This is a genomic window from Enterobacter sp. 01-M-02-SI-ECC, from assembly GCF_047530595.1.
Lineage (GTDB): Bacteria > Pseudomonadota > Gammaproteobacteria > Enterobacterales > Enterobacteriaceae > Enterobacter > Enterobacter cloacae_M.
Genome location: NZ_JBLKCZ010000005.1, coordinates 74104 through 88911, shown reverse-complemented (window position 1 = coordinate 88911; position 14808 = coordinate 74104). Strand labels below are relative to the sequence as shown.

The 14808-nt window shown below is 56.4% G+C and carries 13 protein-coding genes; 3 read left to right on the top strand and 10 right to left on the bottom strand.

The window, feature by feature from the left end; all coding sequences use genetic code 11:
• Positions 1-31 precede the first annotated feature (31 nt).
• From nhaR to dnaK, 4 genes are all read right to left on the bottom strand, one after another.
• Positions 32-931: a transcriptional activator NhaR gene (gene nhaR / locus ACMWLG_RS09385; RefSeq protein ID WP_045400961.1), complete on the bottom strand. Its 900-nt coding sequence runs from the start codon at positions 929-931 to the stop codon at positions 32-34.
• A gap of 58 nt (positions 932-989) precedes the next feature.
• The gene (gene nhaA / locus ACMWLG_RS09380) at positions 990-2165 is read right to left on the bottom strand and encodes a Na+/H+ antiporter NhaA (protein WP_045400958.1); all 1176 of its coding nucleotides are present in this window, start codon (positions 2163-2165) and stop codon (positions 990-992) included.
• A 171-nt stretch (positions 2166-2336) separates the two neighbouring features.
• Positions 2337-3482, bottom strand: coding sequence for a molecular chaperone DnaJ (gene dnaJ, locus ACMWLG_RS09375; RefSeq protein WP_045400956.1), 1146 nt, complete (start codon positions 3480-3482; stop codon positions 2337-2339).
• Between the two features lie 87 nt (positions 3483-3569).
• Positions 3570-5483, bottom strand: a complete 1914-nt coding sequence (dnaK, locus tag ACMWLG_RS09370; protein WP_023310346.1) for a molecular chaperone DnaK — start codon at positions 5481-5483, stop codon at positions 3570-3572.
• A gap of 296 nt (positions 5484-5779) precedes the next feature.
• On the opposite strand from dnaK, the gene satP reads away from it, so the two are divergent.
• Positions 5780-6346, top strand: a complete 567-nt coding sequence (satP, locus tag ACMWLG_RS09365; RefSeq protein ID WP_023334461.1) for an acetate uptake transporter — start codon at positions 5780-5782, stop codon at positions 6344-6346.
• Here satP and ACMWLG_RS09360 read toward each other — a convergent pair.
• The 3 genes from ACMWLG_RS09360 to tal all read right to left on the bottom strand — a co-directional run bounded on the left by ACMWLG_RS09360 (position 6323) and on the right by tal (position 9418).
• Positions 6323-7645, bottom strand: coding sequence for an MFS transporter (locus ACMWLG_RS09360; protein WP_023310344.1), 1323 nt, complete (start codon positions 7643-7645; stop codon positions 6323-6325). The two genes, satP and ACMWLG_RS09360, sit on opposite strands and share 24 nt — an antisense overlap.
• Positions 7646-7766: 121 nt before the next feature.
• Positions 7767-8354, bottom strand: coding sequence for a molybdopterin adenylyltransferase (mog, locus tag ACMWLG_RS09355; RefSeq protein WP_045400953.1), 588 nt, complete (start codon positions 8352-8354; stop codon positions 7767-7769).
• A gap of 110 nt (positions 8355-8464) precedes the next feature.
• Positions 8465-9418 carry a transaldolase gene (gene tal / locus ACMWLG_RS09350; protein WP_023310342.1) on the bottom strand — a complete coding sequence of 318 codons (954 nt, stop codon included), beginning with the start codon at positions 9416-9418 and terminating at the stop codon, positions 8465-8467.
• A 262-nt stretch (positions 9419-9680) separates the two neighbouring features.
• On the opposite strand from tal, the gene ACMWLG_RS09345 reads away from it, so the two are divergent.
• On the top strand, positions 9681-11111 hold the full coding sequence (locus ACMWLG_RS09345; RefSeq protein WP_023310341.1) for an alanine/glycine:cation symporter family protein: 1431 nt from the start codon (positions 9681-9683) through the stop codon (positions 11109-11111).
• Between the two features lie 66 nt (positions 11112-11177).
• Positions 11178-11951: a peroxide stress protein YaaA gene (gene yaaA, locus ACMWLG_RS09340; protein WP_045400951.1), complete on the top strand. Its 774-nt coding sequence runs from the start codon at positions 11178-11180 to the stop codon at positions 11949-11951.
• Positions 11952-11982: 31 nt separating this feature from the next.
• Here yaaA and ACMWLG_RS09335 read toward each other — a convergent pair whose 3' ends face one another.
• The 3 genes from ACMWLG_RS09335 to thrB form a co-directional block, all read right to left on the bottom strand.
• Complete coding sequence (locus ACMWLG_RS09335; RefSeq protein WP_045400948.1) at positions 11983-12285, bottom strand: DUF2502 domain-containing protein; 303 nt, start codon at positions 12283-12285, stop codon at positions 11983-11985.
• A gap of 303 nt (positions 12286-12588) precedes the next feature.
• Positions 12589-13875, bottom strand: coding sequence for a threonine synthase (gene thrC, locus ACMWLG_RS09330; RefSeq protein ID WP_045400946.1), 1287 nt, complete (start codon positions 13873-13875; stop codon positions 12589-12591).
• Positions 13876-13878: 3 nt separating this feature from the next.
• Complete coding sequence (gene thrB / locus ACMWLG_RS09325) at positions 13879-14808, bottom strand: homoserine kinase (RefSeq protein WP_023310337.1); 930 nt, start codon at positions 14806-14808, stop codon at positions 13879-13881.

Below are 14808 nucleotides of genomic sequence, written 5' to 3'. Positions count from 1 at the left end.
GAACCCGCTTAACGCGGGTTTTTTTATGCCTTCAGATTGCCGGTGGCGTAAACAGCGCCGAGTAGTCACGATTGCAGATTCGCTGCACCGCCGGGTGCTGAATCATTCTTTCGGCAAATATGGCGTGATACTCCTCCAGCACGTTATCCACTCTGCCTATCTCCGTAATCTTGTCGTCTGAATAGAGATCGTGCGCGTACAGCGTCGGCGCAACGAAGATCGCATTATGCGCTTCGCCAAAGGCTTTCATCAGCGCCGCATCGTCGAACTCACCGAGGATTTCTACCTTCAGCCCCTGCGAATTAAACCAGTTCAGCAGCTTGCGTCCGAGCATGGAACGTCTTCCCGGCACCAGCAGACGGCGCTCTTCAAGGCACGCGGGGAACGGTTTCTCCGGCGGTGGATTAATGCACCAGAAGCTCACGCCGCATTCGCCAATCTTCACCGAGAACAGCCCTTCCTGCTGGGTGGAGTCAATCGGGCAGTCCGAGATAATCATGTCCAGCTTGTGCTGGCTCAGCTGTTCCAGCAGCATCTCGTGGGTGGATTCAAAGCAGCGCAGGTGGATTTGCTCGTCTTCGACTACCGCCGCATCCAGCACGCCGCTCACCAGCCGTTTGGACAGCGCATCCGCCACGCCCACGTCAAAGAGCAGGTTCGACTCTTTGCGATAGTTGACGATATCCAGCATCTCCTGGCTCAGGGTGAACATTTTGTCCGCATAGCGGAACACCAGTTCACCCAGTTCGCTGGGTTCAATCCCACGCCCTTTACGCTTGAACAGCTTGCCCTGCAGGCGCTCTTCCAGGGCCTTGATTTGCCCGGTGATGGTTTGCGGAGTCAGGTAGAGCGCCTCTGCCGCCCCCACCACCGAGCCCTGTTTGTAAACGTGCCAGAAGTAGTACAGATGGTTGTAATTTAAATGAGACATCGCGTCTTCTCTCCCTGAGTTTATATCGGAAGGAGGATCGCCTCCTCCCGGTGTTCCGTTATGCCTGTACGGCCTGGCCGGACAACTTCACCATCAACAAGGTATAACCGATTACCGCGGCCAGTAATGATCCGATGAGAATGCCGAGTTTAGCCCAGACGATAAGCTCAGGCGCATGCGCACCAAACGCCAGCGTCGAGATAAAGATCGACATCGTAAACCCGATTCCACACAGCACGCCGACAGCCATAATTTGACCAAAAGTTGTGCCGTGCGGCAATGACGCCAGCTTCAGCTTCGTCGCCAGCCAGCAGAAGAGGCTAATGCCCAACGGCTTACCAATAAACAGCCCGGCAATGATGCCCAGCGGCAGCACGGACGTCAGCCCGTCCAGCGTCACGCCGCCGAGGGAAACGCCCGCGTTGGCAAACGCAAACAGCGGCAGGATCATAAAGGCAACCCACGGGTGCAGCACATGCTCCAGCTGTTTGGCAGGCGACTTGCCGTCCTGCGGTTTAAGCGGCACGAAGAAGCCCACAATCACGCCTGCCAGCGTGGCGTGCACGCCGGATTTCAGCACCGCCGTCCACAGCACCATCCCCACCAGGATATAGATACCGATGCGGCGAACATTGAAGATGTTCAGCAGCGCCAGCACCGCAATCGCCCCGGCGGCGACGCTCAGGGACAGGATCGACAGATCGCTGGTGTAGAACAGCGCGATAATCACAATGGCGCCCAGGTCATCGATGATCGCCAGCGCCATCAGGAAGATTTTCAGGGCCACCGGCACGCGGCTACCGAGCAAGGCTAAGACACCGAGCGCAAAGGCGATATCCGTCGCGGCCGGGATCGCCCAGCCGTCACGCGCAACAGGATCCTGCCAGGTGAACGCCAGGAAGAGCAACGCCGGAACGACCATTCCGCCGATGGCTGCGATCACAGGAAACGCCGCGCGCTGGCGGCTGGCAAGCGAGCCCAGAACCAGCTCACGCTTAACCTCAAGACCCACCAGCAGGAAGAATACCGCCATTAGCGCATCGTTGATCCACAGCAGCATGTTCTTGTTAATTTCCAGCGCCCCGACCTTCAGCTCAACGGGCGTTTCCAGAAATGCATGGTAGAGATCCTGCGTGATGCCAAGGTTAGCCAGCACCATCGCGGCCGCTGCGGCAATAATCAGGATCACCCCACCGGACGCCTCACTACTAAAGAAACGGTGTAGTAATTTCATTTAAGTTCTCTCTTTTACAACAATACCTCGATAAAACCATAATACCAAGCCAAATAGCTCGGCAAAAACAGATTAATGTTGAGTATAGACTCAGTTTAACCGAGCTATACGCGCAAATAAAAAAGCCCGGAATCGCTTCCGGGCTTTCGAAGATGAAAATCAGCTAACGAATTAGCGGGTCAAATCATCGAAGAATTTTTTGACGCCATCGAAGAAGCTTTTGGAACGCGGGCTGTTTTTCTCACCCGTTGGGCCGCCAAAGCTCTCCTGCAGTTCTTTCAGCAGCTGTTTTTGCTTGTCGTTCAGGCCAACCGGCGTTTCGACGACGACGCGGCACAGCAGGTCGCCCTGGGCGCCACCGCGAACGGATTTAACGCCTTTTCCGCGCATGCGGAACAGCTTGCCGGTCTGGGTTTCCCCAGGTACTTTCAGGTTCACGCGACCGTCCAGCGTAGGCACTTCGATTTCACCGCCGAGTGCCGCCATCGCGAAGTTGATCGGCACTTCGCAGTACAGGTTATTACCTTCACGCTCGAAGATAGCGTGCTGTTTCACCTGCACCTGAACGTACAGATCGCCCGCCGGTGCACCGTGCTCACCTGCTTCGCCCTCACCCGCCAGACGGATGCGGTCGCCCGTATCGACGCCAGCCGGGATCTTAACGGACAGAGTTTTGGTTTTCTCAACGCGACCGTGCCCGTGGCATTTGGTGCACGGATCTTTGATCAGCGTGCCGCGACCGTGACAGTGAGGACAGGCCTGCTGTACCGCGAAGAAGCCCTGGCGCATCTGTACCTGACCAGAGCCGTGACAGGTTGGACAGGTCTGAGGCTGTGTGCCCGCTTTCGCGCCGCTGCCGTGGCAAACGTCACACTCTTCCAGCGTCGGGATACGGATCTCTTTGGTGACACCGCGAACGGCCTCTTCCAGCGTCAGCTCCATGTTGTAGCGCAGGTCCGCGCCGCGCGTCGCGCGCTGACGACCACGACCGCCGCCGAAGATATCGCCGAACACATCGCCAAAGATATCGCTGAAGTCAGCGCCGCCGCCAAAGCCGCCACCGCCGAATCCACCGCCGCCCATGCCGCCCTGTTCAAAGGCTGCGTGACCGTACTGGTCATAGGCCGCGCGTTTTTGTGCATCGGTCAGGACTTCGTAGGCTTCTTTGATCTCTTTAAATTTGGCTTCAGCCTCTTTGTCACCCTGGTTACGGTCCGGGTGGAATTTCATGGCCAGGCGCTTGTACGCCTTTTTGATTTCACGCTCTTCCGCAGTTTTCGGAACGCCTAAAATCTCGTAATAGTCTTGCTTTGCCATTGGTTTTTTTAAGCCCCTTAACATGCGAGCACGGGCGTGGAGAGTTCTCCTACGCCCGTGCCGATTAATTACCCTGCATCAGGGCGATTATTTTTTATCTTTAACTTCTTCGAACTCAGCGTCGACAACGTCGTCGTCTTTCGCGTTGTTCGCCGAAGCGTCAGCGCCCGCCTGCTGTTGAGCGTGCTGCTGCTGAGCGATTTCCATCAGCTTCTGAGAAGCCTGCGCCAGTTCCTGCATCTTCGCTTCGATGTCCGCTTTGTCTTCACCTTTCAGTGAGGATTCCAGCGCACTCAGTGCAGCTTCGATAGCAGTCTTGTCTTCCGCTGGCAGCTTATCGCCTGCTTCTTCAACCTGCTTACGGGTGCTGTGCAGCAGATGGTCACCCTGGTTGCGGGTCTGAACCAGCTCTTCGAACTTACGGTCGGATTCCGCGTTAGCTTCGGCATCGCGAACCATTTTTTCGATTTCCGCTTCGTTCAGGCCAGAAGATGCCTTGATGGTGATCTTCTGCTCTTTACCGCTGTTTTTGTCTTTCGCAGACACGTGCAGGATACCGTCAGCATCGATGTCGAAGGTCACTTCGATCTGCGGCATGCCGCGCGGTGCCGGGTTAATACCGTCCAGGTTGAACTGACCCAGAGATTTGTTATCCGCCGCACGCTTACGCTCACCCTGAATCACATGGATGGTTACCGCAGACTGGTTGTCTTCAGCGGTAGAGAACACCTGGCTGTGTTTCGTTGGGATGGTGGTGTTTTTGTTGATGAGCGCAGTCATCACACCGCCCATGGTTTCGATACCCAGAGACAGCGGGGTAACGTCCAGCAGCAGTACGTCTTTAACTTCACCGGTCAGTACGCCACCCTGAACCGCAGCACCGATTGCGACCGCTTCGTCCGGGTTAACGTCTTTACGTGGCTCTTTACCAAAGAACTCAGCCACTTTCTTCTGAACCATTGGCATACGGGTCTGACCACCAACCAGGATAACGTCCTGGATGTCAGATACAGACAGGCCAGCGTCCTGCAGAGCAACTTTCAGCGGCTCGATAGAACGGTTCACCAGGTCTTCTACCAGGCTTTCCAGTTTCGCACGGGTCACTTTGATGTTCATGTGTTTAGGACCGGTCGCGTCTGCGGTGATGTACGGCAGGTTCACGTCGGTCTGCTGAGCGGAAGACAGCTCGATCTTCGCTTTCTCAGCGGCTTCTTTCAGGCGCTGCATAGCCAGCGGGTCGTTACGCAGGTCAATGCCCTGATCTTTCTTGAACTCGTCAACGAGGTAGTTGATCAGACGGGTATCGAAGTCTTCACCACCCAGGTGGGTATCACCGTTGGTTGCCAGAACTTCGAAGGTTTTTTCGCCGTCAACTTCGTCGATTTCGATAATAGAAATATCGAAGGTACCACCACCCAGGTCGTAGACCGCGATAGTACGGTTGCCAACTTCTTTATCCAGACCGTAAGCCAGTGCAGCAGCGGTTGGTTCGTTGATGATACGTTTTACTTCCAGACCTGCGATACGGCCAGCATCTTTGGTTGCCTGACGCTGAGCATCGTTGAAGTACGCAGGAACGGTGATAACAGCTTCAGTTACCGGCTCACCCAGGTAGTCTTCAGCGGTTTTCTTCATTTTTTTCAGCACTTCAGCAGAAATCTGCGGTGGTGCAGTTTTGGTGCCTTTCACATCAAGCCATGCATCGCCGTTATCTGCCGCGATGATTTTGTAAGGCATGATGGAAACGTCACGCTGAACTTCTTCGTCCTGGAAGCGGCGGCCGATCAGGCGTTTAATCGCAAACAGGGTGTTTTGCGGGTTTGTCACTGCCTGACGTTTAGCCGGCTGACCAACCAGAGTTTCACCATCCTGGGTATAAGCAATGATAGAAGGCGTGGTGCGATCGCCCTCGGCGTTCTCCAGCACGCGTGCAGTAGTGCCATCCATAATCGCTACACAAGAGTTGGTAGTACCCAGGTCGATACCAATAATTTTACCCATCTAAACGTCTCCACTAAAAATTCAGTCAACATGTGGTTGTGTACCTGTAATAAGGGCAGAACGTGCTTTTTCAACTGCCCAGATTTGATTTTTTTCAGGTCCACACACTGCGGTTGACTACAAGATGGGGTCGCGACGGCATCCATCAAGGGGCAAGCATAAAAAAAATTTTAATTTCACCCTGATGAGATCATAGACGCCATCGATAGCGCCCATTATGATGCCGCGCCCCGTCAGGGAGTATTGACGCGGGTTTAACCATTTCACCATATTAATGATGATTTTTTTGAGGACTTATGGGCAACACTAAGTTGGCTAATCCGGCTCCGCTGGGCCTGATGGGTTTTGGCATGACCACTATCCTGCTGAACCTGCACAACATCGGGATGTTCCCGATGGATGGCATTATTCTGGCGATGGGCATTTTTTACGGCGGTATCGCGCAAATCTTCGCGGGCCTGCTGGAATATAAGAAAGGCAATACCTTCGGCTTAACCGCCTTCACCTCTTACGGTTCTTTCTGGCTGACCCTGGTTGCCATTCTGCTGCTGCCTAAAATGGGCATGGCAGACGCGGCAAACGCCCACTTCCTGGGCGTTTACCTGGGCCTGTGGGGCGTCTTCACCCTGTTCATGTTCTTCGGCACCCTGAAAGGTAACCGCATGCTGCAGTTCGTTTTCCTGAGCCTGACCGTACTGTTCGCCCTGCTGGCGATTGGTCACCTGGTGGATAACGAAGGCATCGTTCATGTTGCAGGCTGGATTGGTCTGGTTTGCGGCGCAAGCGCTATCTACCTCGCAATGGGTGAAGTGCTGAACGAGCAGTTTGACCGCACCATTCTACCGATTGGTGAAAAACACTGATCCCTCTGTCGTGCCCGCCTCGCGGGCACGACATCCCCCCGCCTGACGAAGCCAAAATCCTAATACCAGCCCCATCAGCGAGAGCGCGAGTACATACCAGGCTGGCGCCATCGGCGACACGCCCATCAGCACCGTCACCGCAATCGGCGTCAGCCCGCCAAAAATGGCATACGACACGTTGTAGGAAAATGAGATCCCGGTGAAGCGTACCTCCGGCGGGAACGCGCGGACCATCACGTACGGTACCGCCCCGACAACGCCCACGCACAGCCCTACCGTGCCGTACAGCAGGAACAGCTGTTCAGGATGGCTGCCCGCCAGATGGTAAAACGCCCAGCTTGATGCGGCCAGTAACAGGCTGCCGACGATAAAGGTAACGCTGGCACCGAAACGATCTGCCGCCAGCCCGGCGGCCAGGCAGCCAAAGCAGAGCATGATTGTCGCGATACTGTTCGCCTGTAGCGTCACGGCAGGAGCGAAACCGTACTGCTTTTGCAGCCACACCGGGGACATCAATATCACCACCACAATGCCCGCCGAGAGCAGCCAGGTGAGCAGCATCGACACCACCACCGCTTTTTTATGGCGTACCACGACCGCCTTCACCGGCAGCTCCTGCGCCAGCGCCTTGCGCTGCTGCATCTCGAGGAAAATCGGCGTCTCCTGCAGCCAGCGACGCAGGTACATCGCGACCAGACCAAACGCCCCGCCCAGCAGGAACGGAATACGCCAGCCCCAGTCGTGCACGGCCTGCTGCGTCATGCTGGTGTTTACAATTGTCGCGACGACGGAACCAAGCAAAATCCCTACCGTTAACCCCGCGGTTAAGGTTCCGCAGGCGATACCAATGCGGCGCGCCGGAACATGCTCCGCGACAAACACCCATGCGCCCGGCACTTCACCGCCAATCGCCGCGCCCTGAAGGACGCGCATCAGCAACAGCAGCAACGGAGCAAGGATGCCCATCGAGGCATAGGTGGGCAGCAAACCAATGGCCAGCGTCGGCACGGCCATCAGCAGAATGCTAAGGGTAAACATCTTCTTGCGCCCGACCAGATCGCCAAAGTGGGCCATGATAATGCCGCCCAGCGGACGCGCCAGATATCCGGCGGCAAAAATGCCGAAGGTTTGCACCTGACGCAGCCATTCCGGGATATCCGCCGGGAAGAAGAGTTCTCCCACCACGGCGGCGAAGAAAACAAAGATGATGAAGTCGTAAAACTCCAGCGCGCCGCCTAAGGCCGCGAGCGTGAGAGTTTTGTAGTCCTGTCGATTCAGAGGTCGGGTGTTATGTGACATAGCGAACCATTTGCGTATATTGTGGATTTATTTTTACAGCAATCGTAAAGAAAAAATTACTATACCGTAAAAGCTTTACCACGCTATCGCCGCTTCAGCTAATGCCACATATTGGTTAATTTCAGGAGATTGTTTCGCGACGTGCGTTTTTCGGGCGAAAAGCTGCTACTACTTTCTCATCGGTTTCCACATAGGGGCCGTCAAGCAGCTGTATACAATACGGTACACTCGCAAAGATGCCGTGAACGAGGACGCTGCCATCTTCCGCCTTCAGCCCTTCCAGCGTCTCTTTAATTGATTTCGGCTGGCCCGGCAGATTAAGTATTAACGCCTGTTTGCGGATCACTCCCACCTGGCGGGAAAGAATGGCCGTCGGAACAAAGTGTAGACCGATCTGGCGCATCTGTTCGCCGAAGCCCGGCATTTCACGATCGGCGATCGCCAGCGTTGCGTCCGGCGTCACGTCGCGGCGCGCGGGGCCGGTTCCGCCCGTCGTCAGAACAAGGTGGCAGCTCATCTCATCCACCAGCTCGCAGAGCGTCTGCTCGATGATCGGCTGTTCGTCAGGGATCAGGCGGGTCTGAATGTCAAAGGGGGTGGTCAGCGCGCTGCCAAGCCACTCTTCCAGAGCGGGGATGCCTTTATCCTGGTAAACGCCGCTGGAGGCGCGGTCAGAAATCGACACTAAGCCGATGCGTAAGGTATTCATATCCATTCCATTCAAAAAGTACTGATTAAAGGGAATGATACACGCAGAGAGGAGATTCAGACAGGGTACGAAAGAAGTCGCGTGACCGGGAACCCGGTCACGCAGAATGATTACAGCAGGTCGCCGATCATTTTTTCCAGTTTGCCCTGGTCAACAGCAAACTTACGGATACCGTCCGCCAGCTTGTCTACAGCCATTGGATCCTGGTTGTGCTGCCACAGGAACTCGGATTCAGTGATGCGCTCTGGGCGTGCTTTCACTTCACCGGTGTAAGACAGCTTACGCTCGATGGTACCTTCGCTTTCTGCCAGCTCTTTCAGCAGCGCAGGGGCGATGGTCAGGCGGTCACAGCCAGCCAGCTCGATGATTTCTCCGACGTTACGGAAGCTTGCGCCCATAACCACTGTCTCATAGCCGTGCTGTTTGTAGTATTCGTAGATTTCAGTAACAGAAACCACGCCTGGATCTTCAGCCGGCGCGTACTCTTTCTTATCGGTGTTGGCTTTGTACCAGTCCAGAATACGGCCCACGAACGGAGAAATCAGGTATACGCCTGCTTCTGCACATGCGCGCGCCTGCGCGAAGGAGAACAGCAGGGTCAGGTTACAGTTGATACCGTCTTTTTCCAGCTGCTCTGCCGCGCGGATACCCTGCCAGGTAGAAGCCAGTTTGATCAGGATACGGTCGTTGCTGATGCCAGCGTCGTTGTACATTTTGATCAGGCGTTTCGCTTTCGCGATAGACGCTTCGGTGTCGTAGGAGAGACGTGCATCCACTTCGGTAGAGATACGGCCAGGAACCAGCTTCAGGATTTCCAGACCGATGTTCACTGCCAGCTTGTCGGTAGCGTCCACAACCTGCTGCGCGCGGTCATTGCTCTGCGCTTTCGCCCAGGTCACTGCGTCGTCAATCAGTTTGCGATACTCAGGGATCTGTGCGGCGTTAAGGATCAGAGAAGGGTTGGTTGTGGCATCCTGCGGCTGGTACAGCTTCATTGCCGCGATATCTCCGGTGTCAGCTACGACAGTGGTGAACTGACGAAGGGAGGTCAATTTATCCGTCATGATAGTGTTTCTCTTTTAACGTGCCCTGGATAATTCACGCTACCGACAGCATGCCTGCAGCGGAAAAATGACAGGTTTACTTGTTAGGGGGATGTAACCGGTCTGCCCTGATGATAACACGACGGAGGGGTAGCGCAACCGCAGACAGTGCGCTTAGGCAGAGTATGGTAAACTCGGAAGATTAACAGGCTGCTAAGCAACAGCATGCCCAATCAGTGGTAGCGCTTACATATTCACTTTGGCATCAACAAGAGGGACGTTAATGCCTGATTTCTTTTTCTTTATTAACGAAGTCCTGTGGGGTTCGATAATGATTTACCTGCTTCTGGGAGCAGGTATTTGGTTTACGCTACGCAGTGGGTTTATCCAGTTTCGTTATATTCGCAAGTTTGGCAGAAGTCTGAAAAACAGCGTTACGCCCCAGCCGGGCGGATTAACGTCGTTCCAGGCACTCTGTACCAGCCTGGCGGCACGCCTCGGCAGCGGGAATCTGGCGGGCGTTGCGCTGGCCATCAGCGCCGGTGGGCCAGGCGCGGTCTTCTGGATGTGGGTAACGGCGCTACTCGGGATGGCCACCTCCTTTGCGGAAAGTTCGCTCGCCCAGCTGTATAAAGAGAAAGATAAAAACGGCCAGTTTCGCGGCGGTCCTGCCTGGTACATGGCGCGTGGCTTAGGGATGCGCTGGATGGGCGTTCTGTTCTCGCTTTTTTTACTGCTCGCGTACGGCCTTATTTTTAATACCGTCCAGGCAAATTCTGTCGCCAATGCCCTGCGCTATGCCTTCTCCTGCCCGGAGTGGATCGCCGGTATCGTGTTAGCTCTCGTCGTTTTGCTCACCATTTCAGCCGGTCTCAGGGGCATCGCCCGCCTGATGCAGTGGCTGGTTCCCGTTATGGCGCTGCTTTGGGTTGTCGCGAGCCTGTTCGTCGCCGCACTGCATATCGACCAGGTGCCGGGCGTGATTGCGACCATCGTCAAAAGCGCTTTTGGCTGGCGCGAGGTGGCCTCCGGGGCGCTGGGCTACACCTTCAGCCAGGCGCTGATGGCGGGTTTTCAGCGGGGCATGTTCTCCAATGAAGCCGGAATGGGGTCAACCCCCAACGCGGCCGCTGCCGCCTCTTCCTGGCCGCCACACCCGGCGGCACAGGGCATTGTGCAGATGATTGGCGTCTTTACCGATACCATTATCATCTGCTCCGCCAGCGCCATGATTTTGCTGCTGGCAGGCCCCGTCCCGCATTCTTCTGGTACCGCCGGGATACAGCTTCTCCAGCAGGCGCTGGTGAACCTGACCGGCGGCTGGGGAGCAGGATTTGTCTCGCTCGTCCTGGTGCTGTTTGCCTTCAGTTCGATTGTGGTGAATTACCTCTACGCCGAAAATAACCTTATTTTCCTGAAACTCGACTCCCGCGCCGCAATCGGAACCCTGCGTCTCGCGGTCATTCTGATGATCATCGCTGGCTCCTTCCTCAGTATGCCGCTGGTCTGGCAGCTGGCCGATATCATTATGGCGCTGATGGCGATCACGAACCTCACCGCTATCCTGCTGCTCTCACCCGTTGTGACCCTGATTGCCAGAGACTATCTGCGTCAGCGCAAACTCGGCGTTCCGCCGGTATTTGATCCCGCCCGCTATCCCGACGTTAAGGCGCAGCTTGCCCCCGGCACGTGGGATGATTTGCCGCGGCAATAACAGCTATCGATCAATTCAGGGCGATTTTTTGCTAAAGTCGCTCTAAATTTCCTGCAAGGACTGGATATGCTGATTCTAATTTCACCTGCAAAAACGCTCGACTACCAGAGCCCGCTCGCCACCGAGCGCTATACCCAGCCTGAACTGCTGGACTACTCGCAACAGCTGATCCGCGAAGCGCGTAAGCTCTCTGCGCCGCAAATCGCCTCGCTGATGAGCATCAGCGACAAGCTGGCCGATCTTAACGCGACCCGCTTTCACGAGTGGCACCCGGATTTCACCCCGGCAAACGCTCGCCAGGCGATTCTGGCGTTTAAAGGTGATGTCTACACCGGCCTGCAGGCGGAAGATTTTAGCGAAGCCGATTTCGATTTTGCCCAGCAGCATCTGCGCATGCTGTCGGGTCTGTACGGCGTACTGCGCCCGCTGGATCTGATGCAGCCGTATCGTCTGGAGATGGGGATTCGCCTGGAAAATGCCAAAGGCAAAGATCTGTACCATTTCTGGGGCGATATCATTACCGACAAGCTTAATGCGGCGCTGCACGCCCAGGGCGACAACGTGGTGATAAACCTGGCATCCGATGAATACTACAAGTCGGTGAAGCCGAAAAAGCTGGATGCGGAGATTATCAAACCGGTATTCCTCGACGAGAAGAACGGTAAGTTCAAGGTGATCAGCTTCTACGCCAAGAAAGCGCGCGGCCTGATGAGCCGCTACATCATCCAGAACCGCCTGACGAAGCCGGAGCAGCTGACCGCCTTCAACAACGAAGGCTATTTCTTTGACGAAGAAGCGTCAGGGAAAGGCGAGCTGGTGTTTAAGCGCCACGATCAGTAAAACAAACCCCGCCAGCTGGCGGGGTTTTGCATTAATGGTGTTTCCAGTCCGGGCCGCGATCGTTGCGGTGGTCATCGTGGTGATGGTCATCGTGACGATCGTCGTGTTTACGATGCTCATCATGTGGACGCCAGTGGTTATCACGCCAGTCATAATGCGCCTTCCACCAGTCGTGGTCGCGCCAGCGGCCGCCGTCCCAGTAATGACCGTTGTTATCCTGGTCGCCAATCTGCAGTTTAACCGCCGGTACGAGGGTAATTTCTGATGCCTGAACCGCCATGGGGGCGGCCAGCACCAGTGAAAGCGCGATGAGTGCAGGTTTCAGTGTAGACACAGGTGACTCCTTATTCTTCTTGCCCAACGTGGGCCGATGTAAGGAGATTACGCGAGGGGAGCGGGGGATGTTATTCTCTGCAATCCTAAAGGCTAAGTGACCGCATTTATTGGGAATTTCTGCTTTTTTCCTGCTTTTTCTCTCCTTAATTTCTCCATAAAAAAGCCGGGTGGCGGCTTCGCCTTACCCGGCATAGAGATCGGTGTTGCGATTGCCGGGTGGCGCTGCGCTTACCCGGCCTACGATTAGGTCGTCGTGGTCGTTGTAGGCCCGGTAAGGCGTAGCCGCCACCGGGCAACACAATCACGCGCGAGTCATCATCAGCTTACGCAGCGCGGCAAAATCTGCCGGCAGCTCATGTGACAGCAGAGGCAGGTCGGCGCGCTCGGCCAGCTCTTTCGGCAGCGGCAGCGTTTCGCCCAGGATCGCTTCTACGCTCTCTTTGAACTTCGCCGGATGCGCGGTGCCCAGGAAAAGGCCATATTCACCCGGGTTAAGCTGGTCGCGCAGCGCGCGGTAGGCAATCGCCGCGTGCGGTTCAGAGGTATACCCCACCGCCTTCAGCTCGCGCATGGTCTCTTTGGTGGTTTCATCCGTCACCGCGGCGTAACCCAGGTCACCCAAACGCCAGATCTTACGGCGGAACAGCTCTTCCACGCGCGGCCAGTTGTTCGGCTGTGACACATCCATCGCGTTGGAGAGCGTCGCCTGCGTAGCGTTCGGCGCCCACTTCCCGTCTTTCAGGAAGCGCGGCACGGTGTCGTTGGCGTTGGTCGCGGCGATAAAGCGTTTCACCGGCAGACCCAGGGATTTCGCCAGCAGACCTGCCGTCAGGTCACCGAAGTTACCGCTCGGCACGGAGATCACCAGCTGGTTGCGCGCTTCCTGCGGCAGCTGCGCCACCGCTTCGAAGTAGTAGCAAATCTGCGCCAGCAGACGGCTGATGTTGATGGAGTTAGCAGAGTTCAGACCCAGAGCCACCTTCAGCTCTTCGTCGTCGAAAGCCTTCTTGACCAGCGCCTGGCAGGCATCGAAATCGCCGTCAATTGCCACGGTTTCAATGTTGCCGCCGAGCGTACAGAACAGTTTTTCCTGCAGCGGGCTGATTTTGCCTTTCGGATAGAGGATCACCACGCGGACGTTTTTCAGGCCGTAGAAGGCATGCGCCACCGCCGCACCGGTATCGCCGGAGGTCGCGGTCAGGATGGTCACCGGTTTGTCGCCGCTGATGTGGGTCAGCATCTGCGCCATAAAGCGGCCGCCGAAGTCTTTAAACGCCAGCGTCGGGCCGTGGAACAGCTCCAGGCAGCCAACGTCAGGCTCAACCTGCTTAACCGGCGCCGGGAAAGCGAACGCCGCACGCACGCGCTCTTCCAGCAGCTCCTGCGGAATTTCGTCGCCGATAAACGCAGACAGAATTGTGGTGCTGCGGGTGACGAAGTCCTGTTTCAGCAGCTCGTCGATGTCGGTCAGCTGGAATTCCGGCAGGTCATGCGGGAAGAACAGCCCCTGATTTTTGCCCAGTCCCTGAGTCACCGCCTGCGCGAAGCTGACCTGCTCGTTATGATCTTTAAGATTGTAGAGTTTCATTAATTATCCCAGTACTCGTGCGCCAGCCGTGTCCAGACGGCAAATATGAACAAAGCCTTCCTGATTTTGCAGGTAGTGTTTAGAGAGCCAGTCCGCCACGCGCTGCGCGGTGTCAGGCTTGTCGCACAGGGCGAACAGCGTCGGGCCGGAGCCGGAGATGCCGCACGCCTGCGCGCCGATATCCATGGATGCCTGTCGCGCCTCGTTAAAGCCCGGCAGCAGCTTCGTGCGGTACGGCTCGGCAATGACGTCCTTCATCAGCTTCGCCGCCAGCTGCGGCTGACGGGTGTAGCAGGCGTGGATAAAGCCCGCCAGATGACGCCCGTGGGCGATACAGTCCTGACGACGATACTGCGCGGGCAGGATCGCACGCGCTTCCGCGGTAGAGACCTTAATGCCCGGATAGGCCAGCACCCACAGCCACTCATCAAACCCTGGCACCTGCTGGCTGATGATGCCATTTTCTTCGATCATCAGCTGCATGCCGCCGAGGAAGCACGGCGCCACGTTGTCATAGTGAATGCTGCCGGAGATGCGCCCTTCCAGCTCGCCCATCAACCCCAGCAGGCGGTTGTTGTTTAGCGGCTTGCCGCAGTGCTCGTTCATCGCCACCAGCGCGGCGACCACCGAGCAGGCGCTGGAACCCAGACCCGAGCCAATCGGCATACTTTTTTCCAGCGTCATGGCAACCGGCACGTTTTTACCGATCTCCTGACAGAAGCGTTCCCAGCACTGATAGACGATATTCTCGCGCGGGTCGGACGGCAGTTTGCTGGCGAAGCGGCCCACGTTGTTCAGGCTGAAGCTGTCTGCCGCTTCCACCGTGACCGTATCGCCCAGCAGTGAACCATCCACCGGCGTCACCGCCGCGCCCAGCACGTCAAATCCGACGCTCATATTCGCGCTGGAAGCCGGGGCATAAACTTTGACCAT

Excerpts from the sequence above, each read along its gene's own strand:
- nhaR (WP_045400961.1), bottom strand. The coding sequence starts at position 931 with ATGTCTCATTTAAATTACAACCATCTGTACTACTTCTGGCACGTTTAC.
- nhaA (WP_045400958.1), bottom strand. The coding sequence starts at position 2,165 with ATGAAATTACTACACCGTTTCTTTAGTAGTGAGGCGTCCGGTGGGGTG.
- dnaJ (WP_045400956.1), bottom strand. The coding sequence starts at position 3,482 with ATGGCAAAGCAAGACTATTACGAGATTTTAGGCGTTCCGAAAACTGCG.
- dnaK (WP_023310346.1), bottom strand. The coding sequence starts at position 5,483 with ATGGGTAAAATTATTGGTATCGACCTGGGTACTACCAACTCTTGTGTA.
- satP (WP_023334461.1), top strand. The coding sequence starts at position 5,780 with ATGGGCAACACTAAGTTGGCTAATCCGGCTCCGCTGGGCCTGATGGGT.
- ACMWLG_RS09360 (WP_023310344.1), bottom strand. The coding sequence starts at position 7,645 with ATGTCACATAACACCCGACCTCTGAATCGACAGGACTACAAAACTCTC.
- mog (WP_045400953.1), bottom strand. The coding sequence starts at position 8,354 with ATGAATACCTTACGCATCGGCTTAGTGTCGATTTCTGACCGCGCCTCC.
- tal (WP_023310342.1), bottom strand. The coding sequence starts at position 9,418 with ATGACGGATAAATTGACCTCCCTTCGTCAGTTCACCACTGTCGTAGCT.
- ACMWLG_RS09345 (WP_023310341.1), top strand. The coding sequence starts at position 9,681 with ATGCCTGATTTCTTTTTCTTTATTAACGAAGTCCTGTGGGGTTCGATA.
- yaaA (WP_045400951.1), top strand. The coding sequence starts at position 11,178 with ATGCTGATTCTAATTTCACCTGCAAAAACGCTCGACTACCAGAGCCCG.
- thrC (WP_045400946.1), bottom strand. The coding sequence starts at position 13,875 with ATGAAACTCTACAATCTTAAAGATCATAACGAGCAGGTCAGCTTCGCG.
- thrB (WP_023310337.1), bottom strand. The coding sequence starts at position 14,808 with ATGGTCAAAGTTTATGCCCCGGCTTCCAGCGCGAATATGAGCGTCGGA.